General features: G+C 37.8%; 15 protein-coding genes. 7 read left to right on the top strand and 8 right to left on the bottom strand.

Translation table 11 applies throughout. From position 1 onward, the window contains the following. The first annotated feature begins 648 nt into the window (after positions 1-648). The 3 genes from QNJ50_RS23360 (at position 649) to QNJ50_RS23350 (ending at position 4,941) form a co-directional block, all read left to right on the top strand. Positions 649-1,614 carry an RNA polymerase sigma factor, RpoD/SigA family gene (locus QNJ50_RS23360; protein WP_300640267.1) on the top strand — a complete coding sequence of 322 codons (966 nt, stop codon included), beginning with the start codon at positions 649-651 and terminating at the stop codon, positions 1,612-1,614. Between the two features lie 97 nt (positions 1,615-1,711). Further along, a complete protein-coding gene (gene dacB / locus QNJ50_RS23355) occupies positions 1,712-3,223 on the top strand; it encodes a D-alanyl-D-alanine carboxypeptidase/D-alanyl-D-alanine-endopeptidase (protein ID WP_300640264.1) in 1,512 nt (503 codons plus the stop codon). A gap of 854 nt (positions 3,224-4,077) precedes the next feature. Next, positions 4,078-4,941 carry a glycosyltransferase gene (locus tag QNJ50_RS23350; protein ID WP_300640261.1) on the top strand — a complete coding sequence of 288 codons (864 nt, stop codon included), beginning with the start codon at positions 4,078-4,080 and terminating at the stop codon, positions 4,939-4,941. A gap of 54 nt (positions 4,942-4,995) precedes the next feature. Here the strand turns inward: QNJ50_RS23350 and QNJ50_RS23345 are convergent. The 4 genes from QNJ50_RS23345 to QNJ50_RS23330 all read right to left on the bottom strand — a co-directional run bounded on the left by QNJ50_RS23345 (position 4,996) and on the right by QNJ50_RS23330 (position 10,275). Then, a protein-coding gene (locus QNJ50_RS23345; RefSeq protein ID WP_300640271.1) for an ISKra4 family transposase occupies positions 4,996-6,578 on the bottom strand; the annotation gives its coding sequence in 2 pieces (ribosomal slippage) (positions 4,996-6,554 and positions 6,554-6,578; 1,584 coding nt in all). A 46-nt stretch (positions 6,579-6,624) separates the two neighbouring features. Continuing rightward, entirely contained in the window at positions 6,625-6,978 is a 354-nt protein-coding gene (locus QNJ50_RS23340) for a sugar ABC transporter permease (protein ID WP_300640258.1), read from the bottom strand. Between the two features lie 589 nt (positions 6,979-7,567). Then, on the bottom strand, positions 7,568-8,770 hold the full coding sequence (locus QNJ50_RS23335) for a helix-turn-helix domain-containing protein (protein WP_366914321.1): 1,203 nt from the start codon (positions 8,768-8,770) through the stop codon (positions 7,568-7,570). 632 nt (positions 8,771-9,402) lie between these two features. Further along, positions 9,403-10,275, bottom strand: coding sequence for an alpha/beta fold hydrolase (locus QNJ50_RS23330; RefSeq protein ID WP_300640255.1), 873 nt, complete (start codon positions 10,273-10,275; stop codon positions 9,403-9,405). Positions 10,276-10,474: 199 nt separating this feature from the next. Here QNJ50_RS23330 and QNJ50_RS23325 point away from each other — a divergent pair, with 199 nt between their 5' ends. Continuing rightward, the gene (locus QNJ50_RS23325; RefSeq protein WP_300640252.1) at positions 10,475-11,305 is read left to right on the top strand and encodes a RodZ domain-containing protein; all 831 of its coding nucleotides are present in this window, start codon (positions 10,475-10,477) and stop codon (positions 11,303-11,305) included. A gap of 38 nt (positions 11,306-11,343) precedes the next feature. Here QNJ50_RS23325 and gatA read toward each other — a convergent pair whose 3' ends face one another. Then, positions 11,344-12,798: an Asp-tRNA(Asn)/Glu-tRNA(Gln) amidotransferase subunit GatA gene (gene gatA / locus QNJ50_RS23320; RefSeq protein ID WP_300640249.1), complete on the bottom strand. Its 1,455-nt coding sequence runs from the start codon at positions 12,796-12,798 to the stop codon at positions 11,344-11,346. A gap of 336 nt (positions 12,799-13,134) precedes the next feature. Here gatA and QNJ50_RS23315 point away from each other — a divergent pair, with 336 nt between their 5' ends. Both QNJ50_RS23315 and QNJ50_RS23310 read left to right on the top strand, forming a co-directional pair. After that, the gene (locus tag QNJ50_RS23315; RefSeq protein ID WP_300640246.1) at positions 13,135-14,502 is read left to right on the top strand and encodes an OB-fold nucleic acid binding domain-containing protein; all 1,368 of its coding nucleotides are present in this window, start codon (positions 13,135-13,137) and stop codon (positions 14,500-14,502) included. A gap of 517 nt (positions 14,503-15,019) precedes the next feature. Next, positions 15,020-15,559: a hypothetical protein gene (locus QNJ50_RS23310; RefSeq protein ID WP_300640243.1), complete on the top strand. Its 540-nt coding sequence runs from the start codon at positions 15,020-15,022 to the stop codon at positions 15,557-15,559. Between the two features lie 444 nt (positions 15,560-16,003). Here QNJ50_RS23310 and QNJ50_RS23305 read toward each other — a convergent pair whose 3' ends face one another. From QNJ50_RS23305 to QNJ50_RS23295, 3 genes are all read right to left on the bottom strand, one after another. Beyond that, the gene (locus tag QNJ50_RS23305) at positions 16,004-17,074 is read right to left on the bottom strand and encodes an LOG family protein (RefSeq protein WP_300640240.1); all 1,071 of its coding nucleotides are present in this window, start codon (positions 17,072-17,074) and stop codon (positions 16,004-16,006) included. 1,542 nt (positions 17,075-18,616) lie between these two features. Beyond that, complete coding sequence (gene trxA, locus QNJ50_RS23300) at positions 18,617-18,940, bottom strand: thioredoxin (protein ID WP_027846682.1); 324 nt, start codon at positions 18,938-18,940, stop codon at positions 18,617-18,619. Positions 18,941-19,352: 412 nt separating this feature from the next. Beyond that, positions 19,353-20,516 (bottom strand): GuaB3 family IMP dehydrogenase-related protein, encoded by a 1,164-nt coding sequence (locus tag QNJ50_RS23295; protein WP_300640231.1) that lies wholly within the window; start codon positions 20,514-20,516, stop codon positions 19,353-19,355. Between the two features lie 529 nt (positions 20,517-21,045). On the opposite strand from QNJ50_RS23295, the gene QNJ50_RS23290 reads away from it, so the two are divergent. After that, positions 21,046-22,925: endonuclease MutS2 (locus QNJ50_RS23290; RefSeq protein ID WP_300640228.1), on the top strand; the 1,880-nt coding region annotated here is incomplete at its 3' end.

Below are 22,925 nucleotides of genomic sequence, written 5' to 3'. Positions count from 1 at the left end.
TTTACTTAAAATATCTTGGATCCCCCTAAATCCCCCACTGTGTTGGGGGACTTTTGCCACCTTGTTGCGAGGATTTGGAGATCTCAATAATGACTTTTGGTAAGAAAAAATACTTTTAAAGCTTCATCTAATATGTAAAGCTAAGTATTTCTGTGATTTCGAGTGTAATGATTTTGAATTTAATAAAACCTGTTTTATGAACTTTTGTAAACTTTGTTAATAAAATTGTATACTCCTCTCTGTTAACCGAGCAGGTGTAATAACCGTATGAGTATTAATACTTTCTGCAATAATTTCGATTCAATCAGAATTAATACCACAGATAGAAGTGTTTAAATATTTTATTGAGTAGGAGTTTCAGTTTTATGAATATTCCTATTTCTTAGCTCTGAAAGATGTGTATTATCAGGCTATTTACGAAATTAGATATTTATGAATTAAGTTTACATAAATTTATGTATTCTGTTAAGATTTCTAATATACAGTTGTTGCATAAGAGTACCCACAGAGATAATCCGATCCTGCTTGTTTAAGCGATCACTTGGGTTTTTGTACGCAATATTCATTTTTTATTACCCAACCTTATTTGAAGCAAGTGGTTACAAATGCACACTTGTTATACTTCCTGCGACTTCATTATTCAGTGTCATGAAAACTGCTACAGCTAATACCGATTTAATTGGTACTTATTTAAAGGAAATTGGATCTTTTCCGCTTCTAACCCACGAACAAGAAATCCTCTACGGTAAAAAGGTACAACGTTTGATAGCCCTACAGAACTTGAAAAAATCTCTGTCAGAAGATATGGGTCGCGAGCCCAGTCTAGCTGAATGGGCGCAAAAAGCTAATTTATCCATTGCAGATTTGCAATTAGTAATTAAACAAGGACAAACTGCTAAGCGCAAAATGGTGGAAGGAAATCTGCGCTTAGTGGTTTCAATTGCAAAAAAATACTTCAAATCTAATGTCGAAATCTTGGATTTAATTCAGGAAGGGACTATTGGTTTACAAAGGGGTGTGGAAAAGTTCGATCCAACCCAAGGTTATCGCTTCTCCACCTATGCTTACTGGTGGATTAGACAAGCTGTAATAAGGGCGATCGCTAATCAAGGTCGTGCTGTCCGTTTACCAGTTCATTTGACTGAAAAACTTAGCAAAATCAAAAAAGCACAGCGTCGTCTTGCTCAAAAGTTAGGACGGAATGCAACCATTGCAGAATTATCTGCTGAAGTTGGTTTGAAAACTGAAAAAATTCGTGAGTATCTAGAAGGAGCGCGTAGAATAATGCGTTTGGATACCCGTCTCAGAGATAACGAAAACACTGAGTTAAGCAATCTATTAAAAGATACGAGAATTTCTCCTGAGGAGTATGTAACCCAGTCTTTTCTAAAAACTGATTTAGAGCAATTGATGAACGACCTGACACCCCAGCAGCGACAGGTAATTTATTTACGTTTTGGACTCAAAGGTGGTAAACCTTTAACTTTAGCCAAAATTGGTGAATCGTTAAATATAAGCCGAGATTCTGCATCTAGACTTGAGAAACAAGCATTGAAAAAATTGCGCCAACGCAGGGTCAATCTTCAGGAATATTTTTCGACTTTGGACAATTAAGATATTAAATTGAGCGACTGGGAAAATTTTTCTTTGTAAACGAGAGAAGTGGTTTAATGTAAAACATTCAAGTAGAAATGACTACATAAACCATATAATGTCAAAAAAAATCTCAATTAGCCTATTACTATTTATTCTTAGTATTAACTTAGGGATTAAGCCCCAAACAGCGATCGCACAGTTAGAATCACCTGTAATCCAGAAAACCTCTAGCAGAAAAATTTGTCCAGCCCAGTTACCATCAAAAATTAATGCAGTTATTAATAAACCCTTATTCAATCGCACTCACTGGGGAATTTTAGTACAGAATCTCGATCTAAAAGCTTCATCTCCCCAAACTCTCTACAGTCAAGATGCTGAGAAATACTTTACCCCCGCTTCCGTTACTAAACTTTTAACTACAGCAGCTGCATTACAACAACTTGGTAAGTATTATCGCATTCGTACTTCTATATATGATGAAGGTAATGGAACTTTGCGGGTTGTTGGTAGGGGAGATCCGAGTTTAAAGGACGAGCAGTTAATAACCCTTGCAAAACAATTACGACAAAAAGGTGTTACCCGCATTAACAATTTAATTGCTGACGATACCCATTTTAAAGGTGAAGTTATTCCCGGGAGTTGGATGTGGGAAGATATACCCTTTTACTATGGCGCACCTGTTAGTAGCTTTATTTTGAATGAAAATGCTTCAATTTTAAGGTTATTTCCCCAGAAAGAAGGCGAAACCTTGCTTCCGAGGTGGGAGCAACCCAGTGAAGGATATCGATGGCGAGTAGTAAATAATACGGTTACAGTTGAAGAAGGTGAAAAAAAATATATTACAATTAACCGCGATACTAAAGGACAAACCTTAAATATTCAAGGACAATTAGCTGTAAATTCCCAACCTGATATTACAGCGATCGCAGTTTTTGACCCAATAGAACATTTTGTCCGACATTTCCGTCAACATTTACTTCTAGAAAGAATTTCTCTTGGTCGGACATCTACAGTAACGGATGATATCAAAGCTAGAAATATCAAAGCTGGAGAAATCAAAGGGGAAGAAATTGCTGCTGTTGAGTCTGCACCGTTATCTGAATTAATTAAAGAAATCAATATTAATAGTAATAACTTGTTTGCAGAAGCATTAGTGCGAACTTTGGCTGTAAAAGCACCACTAAAAGAAAATCAAACTACGGTCAATGCAGGTTTGGAGGTTTTGCAAACAGCTTTAACTCAAATTGGAGTAGATCCGACAACATATAAATTAGATGATGGTTCTGGGTTATCGCGAAAAAATTTGATTAGTCCCCAAGCTTTAGTGCAACTGTTACAGGGAGTTGCACGATCGCCATTTGCTAAAGTTTACTTTAATTCTTTACCTATTGCTGGTAAAACTGGCACTTTTAAATATCGTTTGCGCGATACAGCAGCTGAAGGTATTGTGATTGCCAAAACTGGCACTATGACTGGCGTTGTTAGCTTAGCAGGGTATGTAAATTCTCCAAATTATGAGCCGGTAGTTTTCAGTATTATGGTGAATCAAACCGAACAACCAATAAGAGTTGTACGTCAAGCAATTGATGAAATTGTGGTGAACTTGGCTCAGTTGCGAAGGTGTTAGGGTTGGGGATTAGCTACTGGGAACTGGCGATTGGGAATATAGCGCTACGCACAAGTCATTAGCAAAGCGTGTCCGTAGGACATAAGTCAAAAGTCAAAAGTCATTAGCATAGCGTGTCCGTAGGACATAAGCTTAATATATATGGCTTTTAGGGTTAGTACATGTCCCAGCGTAGCTTCGTAGTGCTATATATAGAATTTTTATTCCTTAGGACATGTTTTCAAACGACTTAGGAATGTGGATTAAATAAAGTACAAAAGTAGGGTGCTGTTAGCATCGCGTAACGCACCATTCCAAATCCCAGAATTACAGGTTATTAAATTTTTCATTCCTTATTGGCGGTTGATCCTCAAATGAATCGCTGTCATATTTTTCTCGATTCATCTGATTATTAAATTTTCATTAGACATCTCCGGAAAAGAATGTAGAGACGTAGCATGCTACGTCTCTACAAAGATTTTGGGTTATACATATTTAATTTCCGGAGAGGTCTATTCCTTATTTACGGTTGATCCCCCTAAATCCCCCTTGGGAAGGGGGACTTTGACTTATGTCCTACGGACACGCAATACCTACTAGGCGCTAATGCCTTGTTGTTGTGGATTTTTAGCACGACAGCTTGATTACTTCAGGATTGCTCCAAATCGTTGCAAGGACGGTTAAGTCACTATATCAGAGCGATCGCATTACAAAATCATTATCTAAATCGATTTGTTTTTCACACATCAAGTTTAAAGTCTTCTAAAATACAATAATTTGATGATTGAAGTAAAATATATTCATTAGTCAGAGTATAAATTACAGCGTAGAACCTAATATAAATTAATTTGTAATCAATTCTAGTGGTAATACTTATGAAGTTAAGTGTAATTATACCTTCATACAACGCAGGTGATACCATTGGCATGCAATTAGATGCCTTCGCGAACCAAGAATGGTCTGAGCCTTGGGAAATAATCGTTGCAGATAATGCTTCGACAGATAATACACTTGCAGTGGTTGAAGAGTATCAAAAAAAAATGCCCCACCTTCGGGTAGTTGACGCTTCTGATAAATCAGGGGCTGCACATGCTCGCAATGTTGGAGCAAAAAATGCCACCAGTGAATCCCTAGCCTTTTGTGATGCTGATGATGTGGTTTCTTCTGGTTGGGTCGCTGCGATGGGGGAAGGGCTGGAAAAATATGATTATGTCGGTGGTAGAAACGAGCACTGGAAGCTTAACCCAGCTTGGTTAGTGGAAGTATATGGTTCTGAAGGAGGTGATGGTGTATTTTTCGACCATCCGTATCTACCGTTGGTAAGTGGTAATAATTTTGGCGTCAAACGAAAACTGCATGAAGGAATCGGCGGTTTTGACGAAACACTTCTCAGGCTTGAAGATGTTGATTATGCTTGGAGATTGCAGGAAGCGGGTGCAAAAATTAATGAGATAGAAAAAGCTTTAATCCATTTTCGATTTCGCGAAACCATATTAGCTACATGTCGTCGTGCTTGGTCAACTGGTTGTTATGAGGCGTTACTTTACAAGAAACATCGACCAATGGGAATGCCGCAGCTTATATATTGGACGACATTGCTGAAAACGGCAATTATGTTTCCTGTATGGTTTGTGTTAAGAGTCCGAGATAAAACTAGTTTGACCAAACTTTTAGGGGAGTTCTCTTGGCGTGCTGGACAGTTTTGGGGTTGCGTACAGCACGGTTATTTACCAATTTAAAGAACTTCACAATAAAAATTAGGGTGCGGCTCTTTTAGGAAGACGATATGAGCCTCAGATAGGTATTGGGAGAGGGGGAGGAGAACTAATAGAGCAGTGAGCTTGAATTAATCTTTTCATCAAAGGAATGCCATCTTTATACAAAACCAGGTGGTTACGTTTATGCTCTTGTTTTAAGTGAAAACGCCAATATTCATACCAATCACCGCTAATATAAAGGGAGCGAAGACGTAATACAGCTTCGGCACCTTTTAAACTCCATCTAGCTCCAGTGATATCCATCCGGTCTTTGATTAGATGACGACAAGCGCCTTCAATAATACCAGTGGCAATGGGTAGACCTGCTTTTAGGTAGCGATCGTATTTGAGGTAAGGGGCATTATTGAGTAAGTATCTGGCACAAGTATCTACTGGCTTGCGTCGTAATGGATTAAATTTGAGCTTTGTAGCGCTACGACGCATGCCGGCAGCAACTAGACTGGATTTACCTTCAAGGATAAGAAGTAAACGTTTACTTACCCAATCCTCTGCTTCTTTACTGGTATCTTCATGGAAGACAAATGCAGCCTTCCACAGGTACTCGATCACATGAATAATATCAAGGACAATGGTTAATTTGAGATTGTGTTTGCGAGCAAATTTCTTCAACAGGGATAATTGTGTCTTATTACCATCAACCAAAGCACAAAAATGCTTTTGTTGATTTGGGTCACGCTGCAATGCTTCATCAAATGCTTCAGAGATAACTTGCTGTGGCTGTTGAACTAAACTTGCCCAAACACGTTTACCTATTGGTTTAGGACGTTTAATTTTTTGTTCTGATTCTTCTGTATTGACGATCTGTTCAGGTGTGCGAACAAAGGGGTTGATTGTATAAACACAAGCCACTGTCGCCATCCGCTTTGAATTGCGCTTTTCCCCCTTAGTTATGCGTTTATTTAATTTTTTGCTAGAAGTAAGTGCTCTTTTTTTGGTTTGGATACGTAAATCTTCTGTACGCATGATAACACCCTTACCATCAACACTGATGACTACAATTTCTCCCCTATCCTGCGTTTGTGGTTGTGTCTCACGCTGACGATAAAATTCCTCAAAGTCACAAGCGCTTTTATGTGCCAATTCTTCTACTTGACGCTTACCAACCTTTGCTGCCGTTGTTTTGGAGATAATTTCTACTGTTTCACCAAATCCCGAACGAGCCACTTCTTGTGCTACTCGCTGCCTCACTCCGTGGGAGTATTGTTCTACTGGTAAGTTTAATTCTGCATCCAGTGGGTTGAGAGAACTTATCTTTCTTCCCCCATAACCGATTCGACTTGCTATTACCGTGCCAAATATTGTTGTTAGCTTCCTTCTAAATCTTTTCTTATGAGTTCTCTTAGCCTCGTCGCTGCCTGAGCATTCACCTTCTATCTCGTCATCACTTCGTCTGTCAAAATAACCTTGTAATAGCCGTCTTAATAGTTCGTACCCGTTCTCAAGCAATTTACTCTCTAATTCCCCATGTTCTAAGCCAAAAACACTATCTGAACCTAGCCAATCCACTATTTCTTCAAATAGTTCCCGTGCTTCTACAAAAAACATGTCTTCATTTGAGGTAGATGCTCGCATATGCCTGGATGTTTCCCAACTGAAATTTACTTTTTAAGCACGTCTGTAATAAGTGATTTTTGACTCTAAATATTACTCTGAGATGCTTATCACTTTTCCTCTCCTAAAGTATACCGTACTTTCAAAAGAGCCGCACCCTTTTTTTATCACCACTTTAATTGGTTTGTGACCCAAGCCACCCAAAAAGCTAAATAAAGATCCAACATTCTTTAGATTTACTAATGCTATCAACTGTCCCACAGAAAAACCTTCGACAGCTTTAGAACCTGTAGGGGCTTCTTCTAATGTAACTAAATTTGCTTCTTCTATTCCATCTACTTCTCTGATTTGTGGTAACAAATTTTCAGCTTCTGCTTGTAATTTATCATCATCCAAATCAGGTTCAGACAAGGAAATAGTAACTTCAATATTTGATGTTGTTGCCATATAAATTACTCTGCTGCTTTCAGGGATCCTTTTTAGGATTATATTAGGCAACTTTATTTAGTCAAGTAGATATCCTGTTAGAAAAGAATATAGCTAATGATGTGAAATTATCTTATGTGATGCTGTGTCTACCCAAGAATTTATTATAGAGCAATGCGGTTATCCGCACTACGTGAACAGATAAGCCTAAATTTCTTTTGTAGAGACGCGACATGTCGCGTCTCTACATCTGTACAGTTAAATAACGCAAAATAATTCCGTGAGGTTAAAACTAATAGATTAGTACTGAGTAATAAAAATAAATCAAACTTCCCTAATTCAAAATGTGAATAGGTCGAAAGTTAAATATTTACACGAGGCGAGAAACATCTAGTTACTCTACAGAAGGGAGTGGGATTCAAAAGTCAAAAGTCGAAAGTTAAAAGTCAAAAGTAATGTCTTAACCTAATTATGTATTGCTGTATCCAAATAACTCTAAATCGCCTAACTTTCAACTTTAACCTCTAAAGACTTAATGTAAATCATACAGCGATCGCTAATAAGTTATTAACTGCTAATTGATAACTGTTAGCTGTTAAATGACCACTATCTACATTGCTTCAGGTGGTGCAATATCAGAACCAACTACAATTCCAGAAACATTCGACTGTAATCCTGGCTTAGTAATAGGTTCCTTGTCTTGCTGTTTTTGGCTAATAGAAGATGTATTAGGATTGCTATTGATTAATAATTTATTTGCTTCAGCTTGCTGAGACACAAAGTGTAATCCCCCGATCGCTCCAGCAACAAACGCCGTATAACCGACATACAAGTGAATTGGACGAATCTGTAATGTCCAGTCAGTACTACTGTTAGGATCTTCATACCAAGAAGGCAAGACAGATTGAGTTTTTGGATCTGCAAGGGGTATAGAAGCAGCCAAAGCAGTACCATTCATTCCTAAAGCATTACCCATCACTCGGATAAAACCACGGACAAATACATCTTCTGGTAATAATTCCCACTGACCGTTTTCTACAGCTTCCATCTTGTGGACTGGAACGTGGGTGTAAGTATTGAGTTGTTCCAGAGAAAGATGTCTTAATTCTCGGGCTTCCTTAAGTTGTTGACCGATTTCAAGTAAAATTTTCTTCCGATGCTGCAGCATTTGCTGTTCTAGTTGAGCTAAGGAAGCTTTCTTATTTGAATTGAGCAAATTCATTAACGGATTACTAGAGTTTTTAGCTGCGTTAGCATATCGAGATTTCTTCACTTTATCTGCATTCTTACTTTTAGCAGTTAAGGTGGGTTGTGGTCTAGCACTAGTTAAGTAATTTGATAGATCTGTAGGAGTTTGGGATTCAGATGCTACTGGCTCACTTGTAGTATCTGCATTCTGAGAATTGGTTGCTGGCTCAATACTTGAAATCTGATTACTTGAAATCTGATTACTTGAAATCTCATTACTTGAGATTTTGTTATCTGAGATTTCGTGACTTGACATCTCGTTACTTGGAATCTCACTATTGGAGATTTCATTGCTTGTTTCTTGCTTTACAGCGATTACCTTTTGGTGCTGTTGTATAAATTGTCTAAATGCTAAGCCAATAGCTTCCCTTCCCACGGCTTTAAATAATACTTTGGCTTGTTCTGCAGAAGAACCCAATAACTTTTGTGTGTTGGTTAAAGCACAACGATATACCTTGGAACGATGCAACTCAGTTTCAATGTCGCCTAGGATGGAACGTAATTCATCCTGGGAAATTTCAATGGTCGAGTTTCCAGAGAGAGTTAAGGTGTATACAGATGTCATTGTGATTTTTAAACTAAGATAGGCTATAACTGTATCTGTGTAATTTTTTCTGGAGTGAAATAAGTTTTCCGGATTATTAGTTACAGTTTTCTTAGTCTTTAAATCGTAATTACCGAAGTTATGTTTGCACAATAAATGTAACAAGACGATCCAAAGTTGGTTTTGGGTTCCTAAATAATTATTTTAATTTTTGTGACGAAACTTAAATATGTGCTGAGGCGTGTTATCTTCTCAAACTGAGTTCCGATCTCCCCCAGCCGATAATAGAAATAGTCAAAGTTCACCTTTTCAAGGCAATACGGTTCAGATAAGACTAAATCGGTTGGTAGAGACGCGCCAGAGCCTGCGGCGTCGGCGTTAGCCTCTGGCGCGTCTCTACACGCCCAAAATTATCACTAAAAAACCTTACTTAACTGAACCGTATTGCTTTTCAAGGGGAATTTAGGATAGTCTTAAAATCAAACAATAAATCAAAGTCCCCCTTTTCAAGGGGTATTTAGGGGGATCTAACAAGTTTTGCTTATAACTAGCAACTTAATAGCTAAATCCCTGCATCAAAGAGCAAGGTTTAGTGCGCACATAGATTGCAAATTTAGAGATATTGCGATCGCAGAGTAAATAATAGAGAATTCTTAATTCGTTGCAGCAAACTTAGACATTTCAACTAGCGAAAGCACCGCTTGTTTATACTCATGGGGCGCAACTTCTGCAACATCGTTATGACCTGCATTTGGGATCGTAACAAGCTTTTTCTGCTCAGGAGCTAAAGTGTATAAATTCTGGCTCATAAAAGCTGGTACCGTCGAATCATTAAGACCGTGGATAAATAATACCGGCATTTTTAAGTTTGATAATTTTTTACTAGATTCAAAACGCTGTGTCAAAATCAAATCTACCGGAAAAATAGAGAACATTTTCTTCAGAGCAACCATGTCTCGAATGGAAGTAAAGGAACTTTCAACTATCAATCCAGCCGCACCTGATTTTTTTGCTGCTAAATCTACCGCGATCGCTCCTCCTAAAGAATGTCCGTAAATAAAAATTTGCTCAGATGGAATTTTTTGCTTATTATGTAAGTAATCCCACGCAGCAACAGCATCTTGATAAACTTGTGCTTCCCTAGGGAAACTTCCCTGACTGCGACCATAACCACGATAATCAATCAGCAGTACCGAAAATCCCAGTTCTCGAAAAAAGTTTGCACGATTAATATTAGCGCCAATATTTAGGCCATTACCATGCAGATAAAGCAATACTTTATTACTTGGCTTATCTGCTTTCATCCACCAAGCGTGAATGAGTTGAGATTTTTTATTGGGAACCTCTACAGGCAACCAAACATCTTGGTAAGGGATATTAAAATATAGTGGAGTTTTTTCTAAATTCGCAGAAGGAAAAAATATTAATCGGGGCTGATAAAAAAACAGGAAAATGCAAGAAAAAATGTAGGCAATTACGGAAGACAAAATCACCCATATTGGTAGTTTTAATAGATATTTAATCAAAGAACTCTGCTTATTTTTGACATCTTATAGTATTTATATATACATTATTAATCTCTTGCAAAGAAAGTTTTAATGACTTTAAACTAGAAATGAATAGTCGGATAAAATTTTGTAATCACTTTAATACACAAGTCTTATTATTTACTTTAGTTTAAGTAGATTCCCTATTAGTCTTATTACATGGATATCAGGAGATACTGTGAAGGTACAGAATGAGACCCAAGAGCAAAAATTTAAAGAAATAGGTGCCACTTTAAAGCAAGCGCGTGAGGAAAAATCAATTCGCCTTGAAGAACTCGCACTCCATACACGTATCCGAATAATATATTTGCAAGCCTTGGAAGATGGAAAGTTTGAAGAATTACCTGAAACTATTTATGTCCGAGGATTTGTATATCGTTATGGTGATGCGGTTGGTCTTGACGGTAAGGCTTTAGCCGAGATGTTTAGTGATATATTCCAAAAAGAGGAACCTAAAGAAAATATTGAAACTACACAACTAAAAACTAGTTTTAATTTACCATTTCTATCATTGTTTTATATTTTTTTAATAGTTTCAGCATCCTTTGGATTATTTTTTGTGCTCAGACCCCGACCACAAGTAGAATCAACTGCTCAGAACCAAAGTTCGCTATCAGTTAGCTCGCAAAAAACAACGTCAAAAGAATCAATATCAAACTCAATATCAAACTCACAACCTAAGCTTAAAGCAACAGGGTCTCAGAAACCAGCAGCGAAATCAACAGTACAAGTTAGCCTTAAACTTACAGGTAGATCGTGGATGGAAGTAACAGTAGATGACAAAACTGTAGTTAATGGATTTATGGAAAAAGGTCAAAATAAAAGCTGGACAGCAAAAGAAGAATTGACCGTACGTGCAGGAGATGCAGCAGTTGTATTCATTTCTAAAGACGATAGCGAACCAGAAGCAATGGGTGCAAAGGGAGAAGTCAAACAAATAACATTTAAGCCTGAAGGAGTAAACGATACTGTGTCCGCACCTCCCCAAACACTATCAGTTGGTGATTGAGATTTGTCGATGAGTAATCGCTAATACTAATCAGTTACTCAAATTTTTGGCATACGCAAATGCCAATCTGTAGATTGCTCGTAAGCATAAGCGATTTGGAATAATTGTTCTTCACCAAGAACTTTACCAATCATTTGTAATCCAACAGGTAAACCATTATCGTCAAATCCACAAGGAATACTGATCCCCGGTAACCCAGCAAGGTTTACAGGAATGGTCATTAAATCGGTTAGATACATACTTAATGGATCGTCCTTTTCTCCCGCTTTAAAAGCTGTCATGGGAACTGTAGGACAAACCAAAACATCAACTTGACGAAATGCCTTTTCAAAATCTTCTTTAATTAAGGTGCGGAATTTCTGTGCTTTTAAGTAATAAGCATCATAATAGCCAGCCGAAAGAGTATAGGTACCAATCATAATTCGGCGCTTCACTTCCTGTCCAAAACCATGGGCGCGGGTGCGGTTATACATTGATATTAGACTTTCGGCTTCTTCGTACCGTAGACCGTACTTAACACCATCGTAACGGGCGAGGTTCGCCGATGCTTCTGAAGGTGCAATGATGTAATAGCTGGCGATCCCGTAACGGAAATTGGGACAGGAAATGACATGAATTTCTGCACCTAAATTTTGCAATTGTTCAATTGCTTTAGTTACAGCTTTTTCGACCTGTGAATCTATACCTTCACCAAAGGTTTCTTTGATGACACCGATTCTGACTTGTCCTCGACGTTTGAGGTCTGGTTTAAAATTAGCGGCATAATCGGGGATATCAACCTTGAGGCTAGTGGAATCTTTGGGATCGTAACCAGCGATATGACTCAATAATATAGCGCTATCTTCTACGTTGCGAGAAAAAGGACCAATTTGGTCTAGGGAAGAAGCATAAGCTACTAAACCATAACGGGAAACTAATCCATAGGTGGGTTTCATTCCAATTACGCCGCAAAAAGACGCTGGTTGGCGAATGGAACCACCAGTATCAGAGCCAAGAGAAACAGTACATTCTCCTGCTGCAACTGCTGCTGCAGAACCTCCAGAAGAACCACCAGGAACTCGCGATACATCCCAAGGGTTATTTGTGAGTTTATAGGCAGAGTTTTCCGTAGAACTACCCATTGCGAACTCATCTAAATTAGTTTTTCCTACTAGTACCGCTCCAGCGTCTGCTAGTTTCTGGGTTACGGTAGATTCGTAAGGGGGAACAAAGTTTTCGAGAATTTTAGAACCACAGGTAGTGGTAATTCCCTTGGTACACATGTTGTCCTTAATAGCTATGGGGATACCGGCTAACATTCCGATTTCTTCCCCAGCAGCGATTTTGGCATCTACCTGTTGCGCTTGTTTTAAAGCTTTATCGGCTGTGATATGTAAAAAGCTATTGACGTTGGGTTCTACAGCTTGAATTCTATCTAATGTTTCTTGAGTGATTTCAACTGCAGAACGTTCTTTTTTTACTAGTTGTTCGTGCAACTTGCGGATGGATACCATGATTGCTCTCTTTGTGACTCAAGTGATTGATTTTAGTACAGCTTGATATCCTGCGATCCATTAAATTCAGCTAAATAAAATTTTTTGCCTGTGACGACTTTAAATTAATATTTATTTTTATCTGGCAGGCATCGCTTGGAATAACATACAGATAATTTAAAGGGTAATGGGGGTAATGAGTAATGAGTAATGAGTAATTGGTAATTGGTAATTGGTAATTGGTAATTTTTACTCTTAATTCCTGATTTCTGACTTCTGACTTCTCTATTCTTTTCTCTATTCCCTCAGCGATCGCAATTAAATCAGTTTGACATATTTATTTTAGAGAACCAAAAAATGGTAAAAGTAATTACAAGAAGGTCTGTGTCATCGCAAAATGTTTACGATATCGGTGTTGAGAAAGATCATAATTTTTTAATTAAAAATGGTTTAGTTGCTTCTAACTGTTTTAATAAATCCCACTCGACTGCATACGGGTACGTAACTTATCAGACTGCCTACCTCAAAGCAAATTATCCTTTGGAGTATATGGCGGCGTTATTAACCGCTAACAGCAACGATACAGATAAGGTGCAAAAATATATCTCTACCTGTTTAAACATGGGTATTCAGATCGAAGCACCAGATATCAACCGTTCGCGAGTAGATTTTACTCCCTTGGATGAGAAAATTTTATTCGGTTTGTCAGCAGTACGCCATGTGGGACAAAATGCGATCGCTTCAATTTTGGTTGCTAGAGATAAAGAAGGTGATTTTAAATCCTTGGCTAATTTTTGCGATCGCGTAGATTTGAGTTCTGTGAATCGCCGTACCCTGGAAGCATTAATTAATTGTGGAGCTTTTGACAAAATAAATTCCAATCGCAATCAATTAGTCCACGATCTGGAATTGGTATATGATTGGGCGCAATCGCGAGCGAGAGATCGAGCTACAGGTCAAGGTAATTTGTTTGATTTATTAGGTGGGGGATTTTCTAGCGGTAATACGATAGGTAATACGACAAATAATACAAACGCCGTCTTTGATTCTGCTCCCAAAGCCAAACCTGTTTCCGATTTACCACCCCAAGAAAAGTTACGTAAAGAAAAAGATTTATTGGGTTTTTACGTTTCAGATCATCCATTAAAATCAGTCCGCGAATCAGCACTAATACTTGCTCCAATTAACCTGTCCCAATTAGGAGAAAAAAGTGAAGGAAGTAATATTTGCGCTGTTGTGATGCTAAATAACGTCAAAAAAGTAATAACTAAGAAGGGCGATCCAATGGCTATCTTACAAATTGAAGATTTAACATCACAATCTGAAGCTGTCGTTTTTCCTAGGACTTATGAACGAGTTAGCAATTTACTCCAAGTTGATACCAGACTCATTATTTGGGGCAAAATCGATAAACGGGATGACCAAAGTCAACTGATAGTCGAAGATGCTGAACCAGTGGAACAAGTGCAAATGGTCATGGTCGAACTTAGTCCTTCACAAGCAAGTGCGATTGAAGAACAAGACCGTCTGCGTAACGTTTTAACCCAAAATTCTAGAGATAGAGAAAGTGCTAAAGTCCCCGTCATTGGAGTAATTAGGGCGGGAAATCATCGTCAACTAGTTCGCTTCGGTAAGCAGTTTTGGGTAGAAGATTGGAGAACTGCAGTTCAAGCGCTCCAAAATGCTCGATTCTCAGCTTATGTAAAGAATTTAACTACTAACTAATTTTTTTTATTAGACTACACAGTATTCATACAAAAGAAAATTAATACACTGAAGCTACTAGAATCAAGCGATACAAAAACCCACATTCTTAGAAATAAATTATGCTAAATGCAGTAATCCCACCTCGTGTTAGTGTAGCTAGGGCTCTAACTCAGGGTACCCAAGGTATTGCCGGTCACAAGTATTGCTGAGTATAGCTATAACTAAACTTACAGACTTAGCAGAATGCAACAATAAAATATTTTCCCAAGGCACCAATGTGCTGACTACTAAATCAAACAGAAATTATACTTAGATGTTTTCAAAGGTCAAATAGGATTCCTGTGAAAATGTTTTAATTTTTACGATTTTAATTATTCTGTATGTGAATGTTGGTATAGTCATCAGTTTATTTACTTACACAAAAAATAATTTATTGTTTGTTTGGTTACTTCTGCGGATGATACCTGTATACAGAAAATGGTATAGTTTTATGCCATAGACATTATGGGTAATTAGGCAGAGGAGTAAATACTTAATGACCGCCGATGAAACTAATAATTTTGTGGCGTACTGTAAAATAATTCAACCCCAATCTCAGAAAGATATTCAGAGATTTTTTGAAGGGGTTGTAGGTTTTCCATACGATAAAGAACTTCTCTTACAAGCCTACTTATTCTTGAATATCCAAGATATATTTCCTTCTTGTTCTGAATTATTACTATTCGAGAAATCACCAATTGCGGACTACACTGATTTAGGAAAGTGTGATTTTGTTTATCTAACGTCAAATCATAAATTATTTATCATTGAAACTAAATTTATAGATACTGAAGCGACGGGAGCGACGGAAAGAAAAAGAAGAAACAAACACAGAAATAAAGTATTTGATCAGGTCATTACCCTCAAAAAGCGTTTTAGTGAGTATTGGAATATTCAAAGTGACCAACTAGAGTGTGGAGTATTTACCACAGATTCAGAAGTCAGTTGGCGTGGTAATGGAGTCAATGTTGTGACTAAATCAGTAACAATAGAAAATCTTGAGCAATGGCGAACTAATTATCTGTTTAAGCGTTGAACTTCGGTTTAGCAATTAAAAATAGACAGATAAACGAAGGAAGTCCCGATGAAAAAAAATTTTCACTAGGACTTCCTTCTTCCTTCCGTCGTTTGCACGCAGCAAGCTGTTAGCGGTAGCGTGACTTTAGTCATACACGCAGTGCGTCCAAAGGCGATAATAAGTATCAAAAACTACTTGAATTTTGTAGGGTAAAGTATCATCATCTCTTCGCCATGTCAACCTTGCATGATTTGTAGTTAGACTATGTCTAAAAGGATATTCACAAGAGACACTAATTGGTGCCAAAATTTGTGTTAAAGCGCTCCTTAACATAAATATATTCTTAGAATATAGCTTTACTACAAATCATAAAAATTTTCTGCTCAGAGTATTGTGGAATTTATTTTTCCTGATATTCCAAGTTATCACTCTTTTGAAGAATTAAAAATACTGATAGAAAATTTACTTTCGTTCTGGATGTGCTGCATCTTCTACAGAAGGAATGCCCATTTGATTGATGCTTGCAATCATTTGGTACAAACGTCCTAAATCCCGTTGGTTGAAGTGTAGTATCAGACGAGGTAGCTCAAAAGTTTCATCTTGTCCTTCTTTCGCTAAGGCTTGACTTTTTTCAATGCGTCCTTTGACAAGGATATCGCTGAATTCTGTGTTTAGTTGCTCAACCTCAGTTTCTGATAAGTCAACTCGAAGACGAATGACTAATTTTTCGTCTACATAGCGACTAGAGTGGTATACCCGATAAAAATTAGTAATGGCGTTGCAGGCAACTTCTAAGTTATCTGTTACGGTGTAAAGACAAGGATCCTCAGGACTGACAAGACCTTTTGCGACTAGTTGCTTGTTGACGTATTCACTCCAAGAATGCCAGTAATCACCTCCAGGATGGTCAATGAAAACTACAGGTACAGGACCAAACTTACCTGTTTGACTCAGTGTCATACACTCAAAAGCTTCATCCTGAGTACCAAAACCACCTGCAAACAACGCCACAGCATCACTTTCTTTGAGAAGAAATAACTTACGGGTAAAGAAATATTTGAAGTGGATTAGTTTGGGGTCACCCTCAATCACGGGGTTTGCTTCCTGTTCGAAGGGTAGTTGAATGTTCAAGCCAAAGGATTTTTCTCTTCCTGCTCCTTCGTTACCTGCTTGCATAATTCCACTACCACCACCAGTCATGACCATAAAACCCAGTTGGGAGACACGACGGGCGAATTCTGTCGCCATACGGTATTCAGGTGTGTTTGACCCAAGACGAGCAGAACCAAAAACTGTCACCTTACGAACGTGTCTATAAGCATGAAATAGTTCAAAACCTTGCTCCATATCTATGAGAGCTGCTGAAAGTATTTTCCAATCGAGGCGATCGATATTACTTTCAGATAAATTCACTATGGTTGTAAGTGCTTGTTTGATAAATTGCCGATGCTTCAAGCTTGGTAAACGTTCAATCAATTGAACGATATCCACTTGAAAAGAATCTAATGTATTGGAAGAGGTAGGTGAACTCATGATAAATATAGCTAATGAGGCGTTACACTTTAGACAACTATATGGTGTTAATTAACTAAATACTGTTTGACTCAAACCATAAATTTAATGATTTGAGCAACCAGTAAAAAATGAGTAACGAGTGATTTGTAATTCTAAATTTAAGGTTCCAAATTTAAGGTTCCAAATTTAAGGGTCTAAATTCATGATTCCAAGCTTATGATTCCAAACTGATTAATTACAAATCATCACTCATAAATCTCTACAATCCTCTGCGCCATATCTTTCAGAGGCAAATGGTTTCCGTGTGTTCCACAGTACCTTTTGATGATTATAGAACCGACATCTTGAAAAAATGGATAAGAGTTTCAATATTTTTGCTTCTCCAAATACTCAGGTCTATTTAAAAGTATTGTGTGATGAATTATATGATGATTGAACTGGTAATTCCATTTTTTAGCTTGGTTTTAGCTTACTGCTTTAAGATTTTGTCTCACTTCTTGACTTACCTAAGTTTGAATGTGACTTTTACGATTTTGCAGATTTTCATTTAGGTCTTTTACTTTTGTAATATCAAGTATCACTTTATGGAACAAACTGATTTATAGCGATTACCTTTATAGATATCCTGAACCTCAAACTAGGCGTAAGGGAAGTCAGAAGTTTGACACCGACGCCATACAATGGGATATGGCATTAGTATCGCTAACTACAACCACAGTTAACACATGAGAATACCTGAGGCTGCCTTTTTATGAAAAATCAAATTTATTCTGGGGAGTAAGGATCCAAACTCCATTTTTGACTCAAATTGAGTCAAACCAATAAAATTGATTTTTAAGACAATAAGAATAACATTTTAAACCAAAAATTTTTACTAACTAAAATAATTATTTGCAAATATAAATAATTCACAGCATTAAAAATATCTGAGAAAAAATATTCAAAAAAAATAAGAATATTTATTAGGGATATTTATTAGGAATATTTATTAAATATACCTTTCAAATAAATATTATTCTTGTTTAAACAGTTTTTATCAATATAACTTCGCAAACTTGTGACACAAATATTTCCTATATGCGTATTTGCGTAATAAGGATTCTTGTAAATTAAGCTATTTGAAAAATATTAGAAAAAATTATTAAAACATTTATTAAAAAAATATTAAAAAGTTTATTTTCAGAAAAATCATTTTCAGAAAAATCATTTTGAGCAATATTTTTTTTGAGACATAAATTTTTTTGAGACATAAATTTATTGAAAAATACTTAAATACAAAATTTGCTTATCAAGATTAGGAAATTAACAAAAAATATATTGCCTATTACTTCATAAAAGATGCTCTCATCATTTAATTCTCATCATTATAAATTTACAAGCGAAACAAATTTACAAGTAACATAAATTTACAGGTAATATCATAAAGAACGAATTTGAAACTAAAAAAAGCTGTGTAGAGAGGCATAATCATAAGCCTCTCTATTAATTTTTACAAATATTAACACAGTTGAAAGTAGATAGATGACTCTTGGTTTAAGAGTTTTAAGCTTTTAATGCTTATTAAAGATATTTTTCCAAAGTGTTAGCTAATGTAGTTTTCGGAACGGCACCGACTACCATATCAACTTTTTGTCCACCTTTAAAAATCATCAAAGTGGGAATGCTACGAATACCATATTGACTAGCAACATTAGGATTTTCGTCTGTATTGACTTTCACCACTTTGAGTTGACCTTCATACTGGGAAGATATTTCATCTACTACAGGGGCTACCATCCGGCATGGACCGCACCAGGGAGCCCAAAAATCGACGAGAACAGGAACATCGCTGTCTAATACTTCCTGTTTAAAAGTAGAATCGGTAACTTGTGCGGCTGCTGACATGGCTACAAACCTTTGCCTTAGAAATGTGTTTGATTTTGGTGAAATTCTACCATAGCAAAAACCCCTGCTTCGGAGTGGAGCAGATACATTTGCATAGAGTTTCAGATTTTATTTATAACTTTTGATTAAAAATCTGCAAAGGTTTTTTTTTCTTAGTATCTTTTTCTTGCGACTTTTTGAGTTTGTGGTTATTCTGTTTTGATATTAAATATTTATATTAGATATTTATATAAGAAACCTATATAAGAAACCTATATAAGGAACCGCCCGAACAGTAGTTCGGGCGGAGTGTGGTGTGAGGAGTGAACGGAAACATGCGTCTCCGCTATCTCTATTGTAGGCGACATATGAGATTTTTCCAGTCATAGTTTAACGACGTGGAAAAATTTCTTTAAGAAATTGGAGTTGGTATCTATTTACCCATGCCCAAACGTTGAGCTTTTTGATATAGTTTTCCTTCTGTGAGTAAAGAAGGAGCAATCACAACTTCAACTTGTTGCATTTCTTTAATATTTTTAGCCCCTAAGGTACTCATACTAGTTTTTAATGCTCCCAAAAGATTGTGGGTGCCGTCATCTAGTCCTGCAGGACCAGTCAGAATTTGCTCTAATGTACCGGTGTTACCAACTTGAATTCGCGTACCTCTAGGTAAAATAGGAGAAGGAGTTGCCATTCCCCAGTGATAACCATTTCCTGGAGCTTGAGCTGTTCGAGCAAAGGGCGAACCAATCATTACGCCATCTGCTCCACAGGCTATGCACTTACAAATGTCACCACCGGTAATGAGTCCGCCATCGGCAATAACAGGTACGTATGAGCCTGTTTCTTGATAGAAATCATCTCTTGCTGCAGCACAGTCTGCAACAGCGGTTGCTTGGGGTATTCCCACACCCAACACACCACGAGAGGTACAAGCGGCTCCAGGACCGATTCCGACTAATATGGCTGCGGCTCCTGCTTTCATCAAATTTAAGCTGACTTCATAGGTCACGCAGTTACCCAACACTACAGGCATGGGCATCTTTTGACAAAATTCTGCCAAGTCTAGGGGTAAAACTGACTCTGGTGACAGGTGAGCAGTTGAAACTACTGTGGCTTGGACAAAAACCATATCAGCTTGAGCTTTTGCCACAGTGTCGCCAAATTTACTGGCACCTGCTGGCGTTAAACTGACTGCGGCGATTCCACCTTGTTGCTTGATTTCTGAAATTCGCAACTCGATCAGTTCTGGTTTAATCGGTTCAGCATATAACTCCTGCATCAGGGGAACAAATTCATCTTTACCTACTGAAGCTATGCGTTCTAAAATTGATTTTGGTTCGGCATAACGAGTTTGAATTCCTTCCAAGTTGAGCACCCCTAATGCTCCCAACTGTGAAAGACGTACAGCCATTGATACATCCACCACACTATCCATCGCACTAGCAATGATTGGAATTTCTCTTTCAATATTGCCAATACGCCATTTAGTATCAGTCAAACTCGGATCGAGGGTTCTATTACCCGGGACTAAAGCAATTTCATCAATCCCGTAAGCCCTGCGAGCCATTTTTCCCCGCCCTATTTGAATGTCCACGCTTTCCTATCTTCCCAAATCTGTTTAAGCTAGGGTATCAAATTGTGGAGGTGTTATGAGCGTTTTTTTTAAGCAATGATTTGCCAGAAAATAATTTATTTGGACAAAAAGTTTCAAATAATACGAGCTAATACTTAGCTATATTTTGGTTTATTTAGAGTTGTTAAAGCCCTAGAGCATAATAATCAACAAATAAAAAGTTTCGTAATTATCGCCGATGGAATCTATATTTTGGTATTATTAATAATATTTACTTAATTGTTGATTTAGTTTTCTATTTGTTTTTATTTGGTTGTTTGCAACACATTGATCGCTTATATGAAAAATATTATTAATAAAAACATTTACCTTCTTCACGGAGAAGCAAAAGTCAAATTTTGTCAAAAACTTGAAGATTGAGAGAGTATTCAGACACTTGAACTGAACACTTGTAGTTATGCTTGGGAAAAATAAAACTGGGTTAGGCATAACAAATAAATCCAAAAACCGCTAATATTGTTAACATAACTTCAGATTAGACTTTCGAACCTTGATCCAATCTGAAACACTAGAACTACTAGACTGGTCCCGCCTATGCCAGCATTTGTCTACCTTTGCGACGACAAAGCTGGGGCTATCTGCTGCGCTAAATTTGAGCATACCCACCAAACAAGAAGAAAGTGAGTATTTGCTAGCGCAAACCAAAGAAATTTACGAACTCGATAGCCGTTTGAATGGCGGATTGTGCTTTGAGGGAGTCAAAGATATTGGTGATTCCTTGGAAAGGGCAAATTTAAAAGGAGTTTTGAATGGTGAAGAGCTTTTGGCGATCGCCACAACGCTTTTCGGCATGAGAAGCTTGCGCCGCGTAATAGACAGTCATTCGGATTTAGAAGTTCTCAACGAATTAGTTGCTGATTTGCGTACTTACCCTGAATTAGAGCAAGAAATTCACCGTTGTATTGATGAACGGGGAAATGTTGCAGATCGTGCGAGCCAGAAGCTCGGGGACATTCGTATTTCTCTGAAGCAAGTACGCGGGCAAATTACTCAGAAATTAAATAATATTATTCAGGTTAAGGGAGGAGCACTCCAGGAACAGTTAATTACCCAACGTGGTGATCGCTATGTTATTCCGGTAAAAGCTCCCCAAAAAGATGCTATTCCGGGGATTGTTCACGACACTTCGACCAGTGGTGCGACCCTGTATGTAGAGCCAAACTCTATCGTGTCAATGGGCAATCAACTGCGACAATTGCTCAAGAGAGAGAAAATAGAAGAAGAAGCAATTCGTAGGAAATTAACGGAACAAGTGGCGGAAGTTACGCCAGATTTAGAAAAATTGTTGGTAATTGCTGTTTTTTTAGATTTAGCCTTAGCCAGGGCGCGTTACAGTTTGTGGCTTAAAGCTAACCCACCAAGATTTATTCAGCGTCAAGAAGAGGAAACTATTACTCTGCGCCAGTTGCGCCATCCCCTACTAGTATGGCAACAACATCACGAACAGGGACATGAGGTAGTACCGGTTGACTTGCTGATTAATTCACAAATTCGCGTAGTCACTATTACTGGACCTAATACAGGCGGTAAAACTGTTACTCTTAAAACCCTCGGATTAGCAGCATTAATGGCAAAAGTGGGTTTGTTTATCCCAGCTCGCGAACCAGTCGAAATTCCATGGTTTGACCAAATTTTGGCAGATATTGGTGACGAACAGTCCTTGGAGCAAAGCTTGTCAACTTTTTCTGGACATATTCGCCGAATTAGTCGAATACTGGAAGCTTTAGGAAACAGGAGACGGGAGACAGGAGACAGGACAGACCGCGCTTACAGCGAGCAGGAGACAGGAGACAGGAGACAGGAGACAGGAGTTGAGAAGCAATATGTCCCCTCTACACAGGAGACAGGAGAAGAAGAATTATTTTCCCAATCCCCAATCCCTAATCCCCAATCCCTAATCCTCCTCGATGAAGTAGGTGCTGGGACCGATCCAGTTGAAGGTAGTGGTTTAGCAATTGCTTTACTGCGTTATTTGGCAGATAATGCTCAATTAACAATGGCGACAACTCACTTTGGGGAACTGAAAGCACTGAAATACCAAGATGAAAGGTTTGAAAATGCTTCGGTAGAATTTAATGACACCACCCTTTCTCCCACATATCGCTTATTGTGGGGTATCCCCGGACGTTCTAATGCTTTGGCGATCGCTAGTCGTCTAGGATTAAAAGCAGAAGTCATTGAAGCAGCAAAATCCGAAGTTGGTGGAGAAACTGACGAAGTCAACCAGGTAATTGCTGGACTAGAAGCGCAACGTCGTCGCCAAGAAACTAAAGCCACACAAGCACAAAATTTATTAAAACAAACCGAGCGTTTGTATAAAGAACTTTCAGAAAAAAGTGCCAACTTAGAAGAAAGAGAAAAATCTTTACG

This window comes from Mastigocoleus sp. MO_188.B34 (genome assembly GCF_030065675.1).
Lineage (GTDB): Bacteria > Cyanobacteriota > Cyanobacteriia > Cyanobacteriales > Nostocaceae > Mastigocoleus.
The sequence above is the reverse complement of the archived record's forward strand: the minus strand, read 5'-3'. Positions and strand labels throughout refer to the sequence as shown.

Excerpts from the sequence above, each read along its gene's own strand:
- QNJ50_RS23360 (WP_300640267.1), top strand. The coding sequence starts at position 649 with ATGAAAACTGCTACAGCTAATACCGATTTAATTGGTACTTATTTAAAG.
- QNJ50_RS23335 (WP_366914321.1), bottom strand. The coding sequence starts at position 8,770 with ATGACATCTGTATACACCTTAACTCTCTCTGGAAACTCGACCATTGAA.
- QNJ50_RS23305 (WP_300640240.1), bottom strand. The coding sequence starts at position 17,074 with ATGAGTTCACCTACCTCTTCCAATACATTAGATTCTTTTCAAGTGGAT.
- QNJ50_RS23350 (WP_300640261.1), top strand. The coding sequence starts at position 4,078 with ATGAAGTTAAGTGTAATTATACCTTCATACAACGCAGGTGATACCATT.
- QNJ50_RS23310 (WP_300640243.1), top strand. The coding sequence starts at position 15,020 with ATGACCGCCGATGAAACTAATAATTTTGTGGCGTACTGTAAAATAATT.
- QNJ50_RS23315 (WP_300640246.1), top strand. The coding sequence starts at position 13,135 with ATGGTAAAAGTAATTACAAGAAGGTCTGTGTCATCGCAAAATGTTTAC.
- gatA (WP_300640249.1), bottom strand. The coding sequence starts at position 12,798 with ATGGTATCCATCCGCAAGTTGCACGAACAACTAGTAAAAAAAGAACGT.
- dacB (WP_300640264.1), top strand. The coding sequence starts at position 1,712 with ATGTCAAAAAAAATCTCAATTAGCCTATTACTATTTATTCTTAGTATT.
- QNJ50_RS23340 (WP_300640258.1), bottom strand. The coding sequence starts at position 6,978 with ATGGCAACAACATCAAATATTGAAGTTACTATTTCCTTGTCTGAACCT.
- trxA (WP_027846682.1), bottom strand. The coding sequence starts at position 18,940 with ATGTCAGCAGCCGCACAAGTTACCGATTCTACTTTTAAACAGGAAGTA.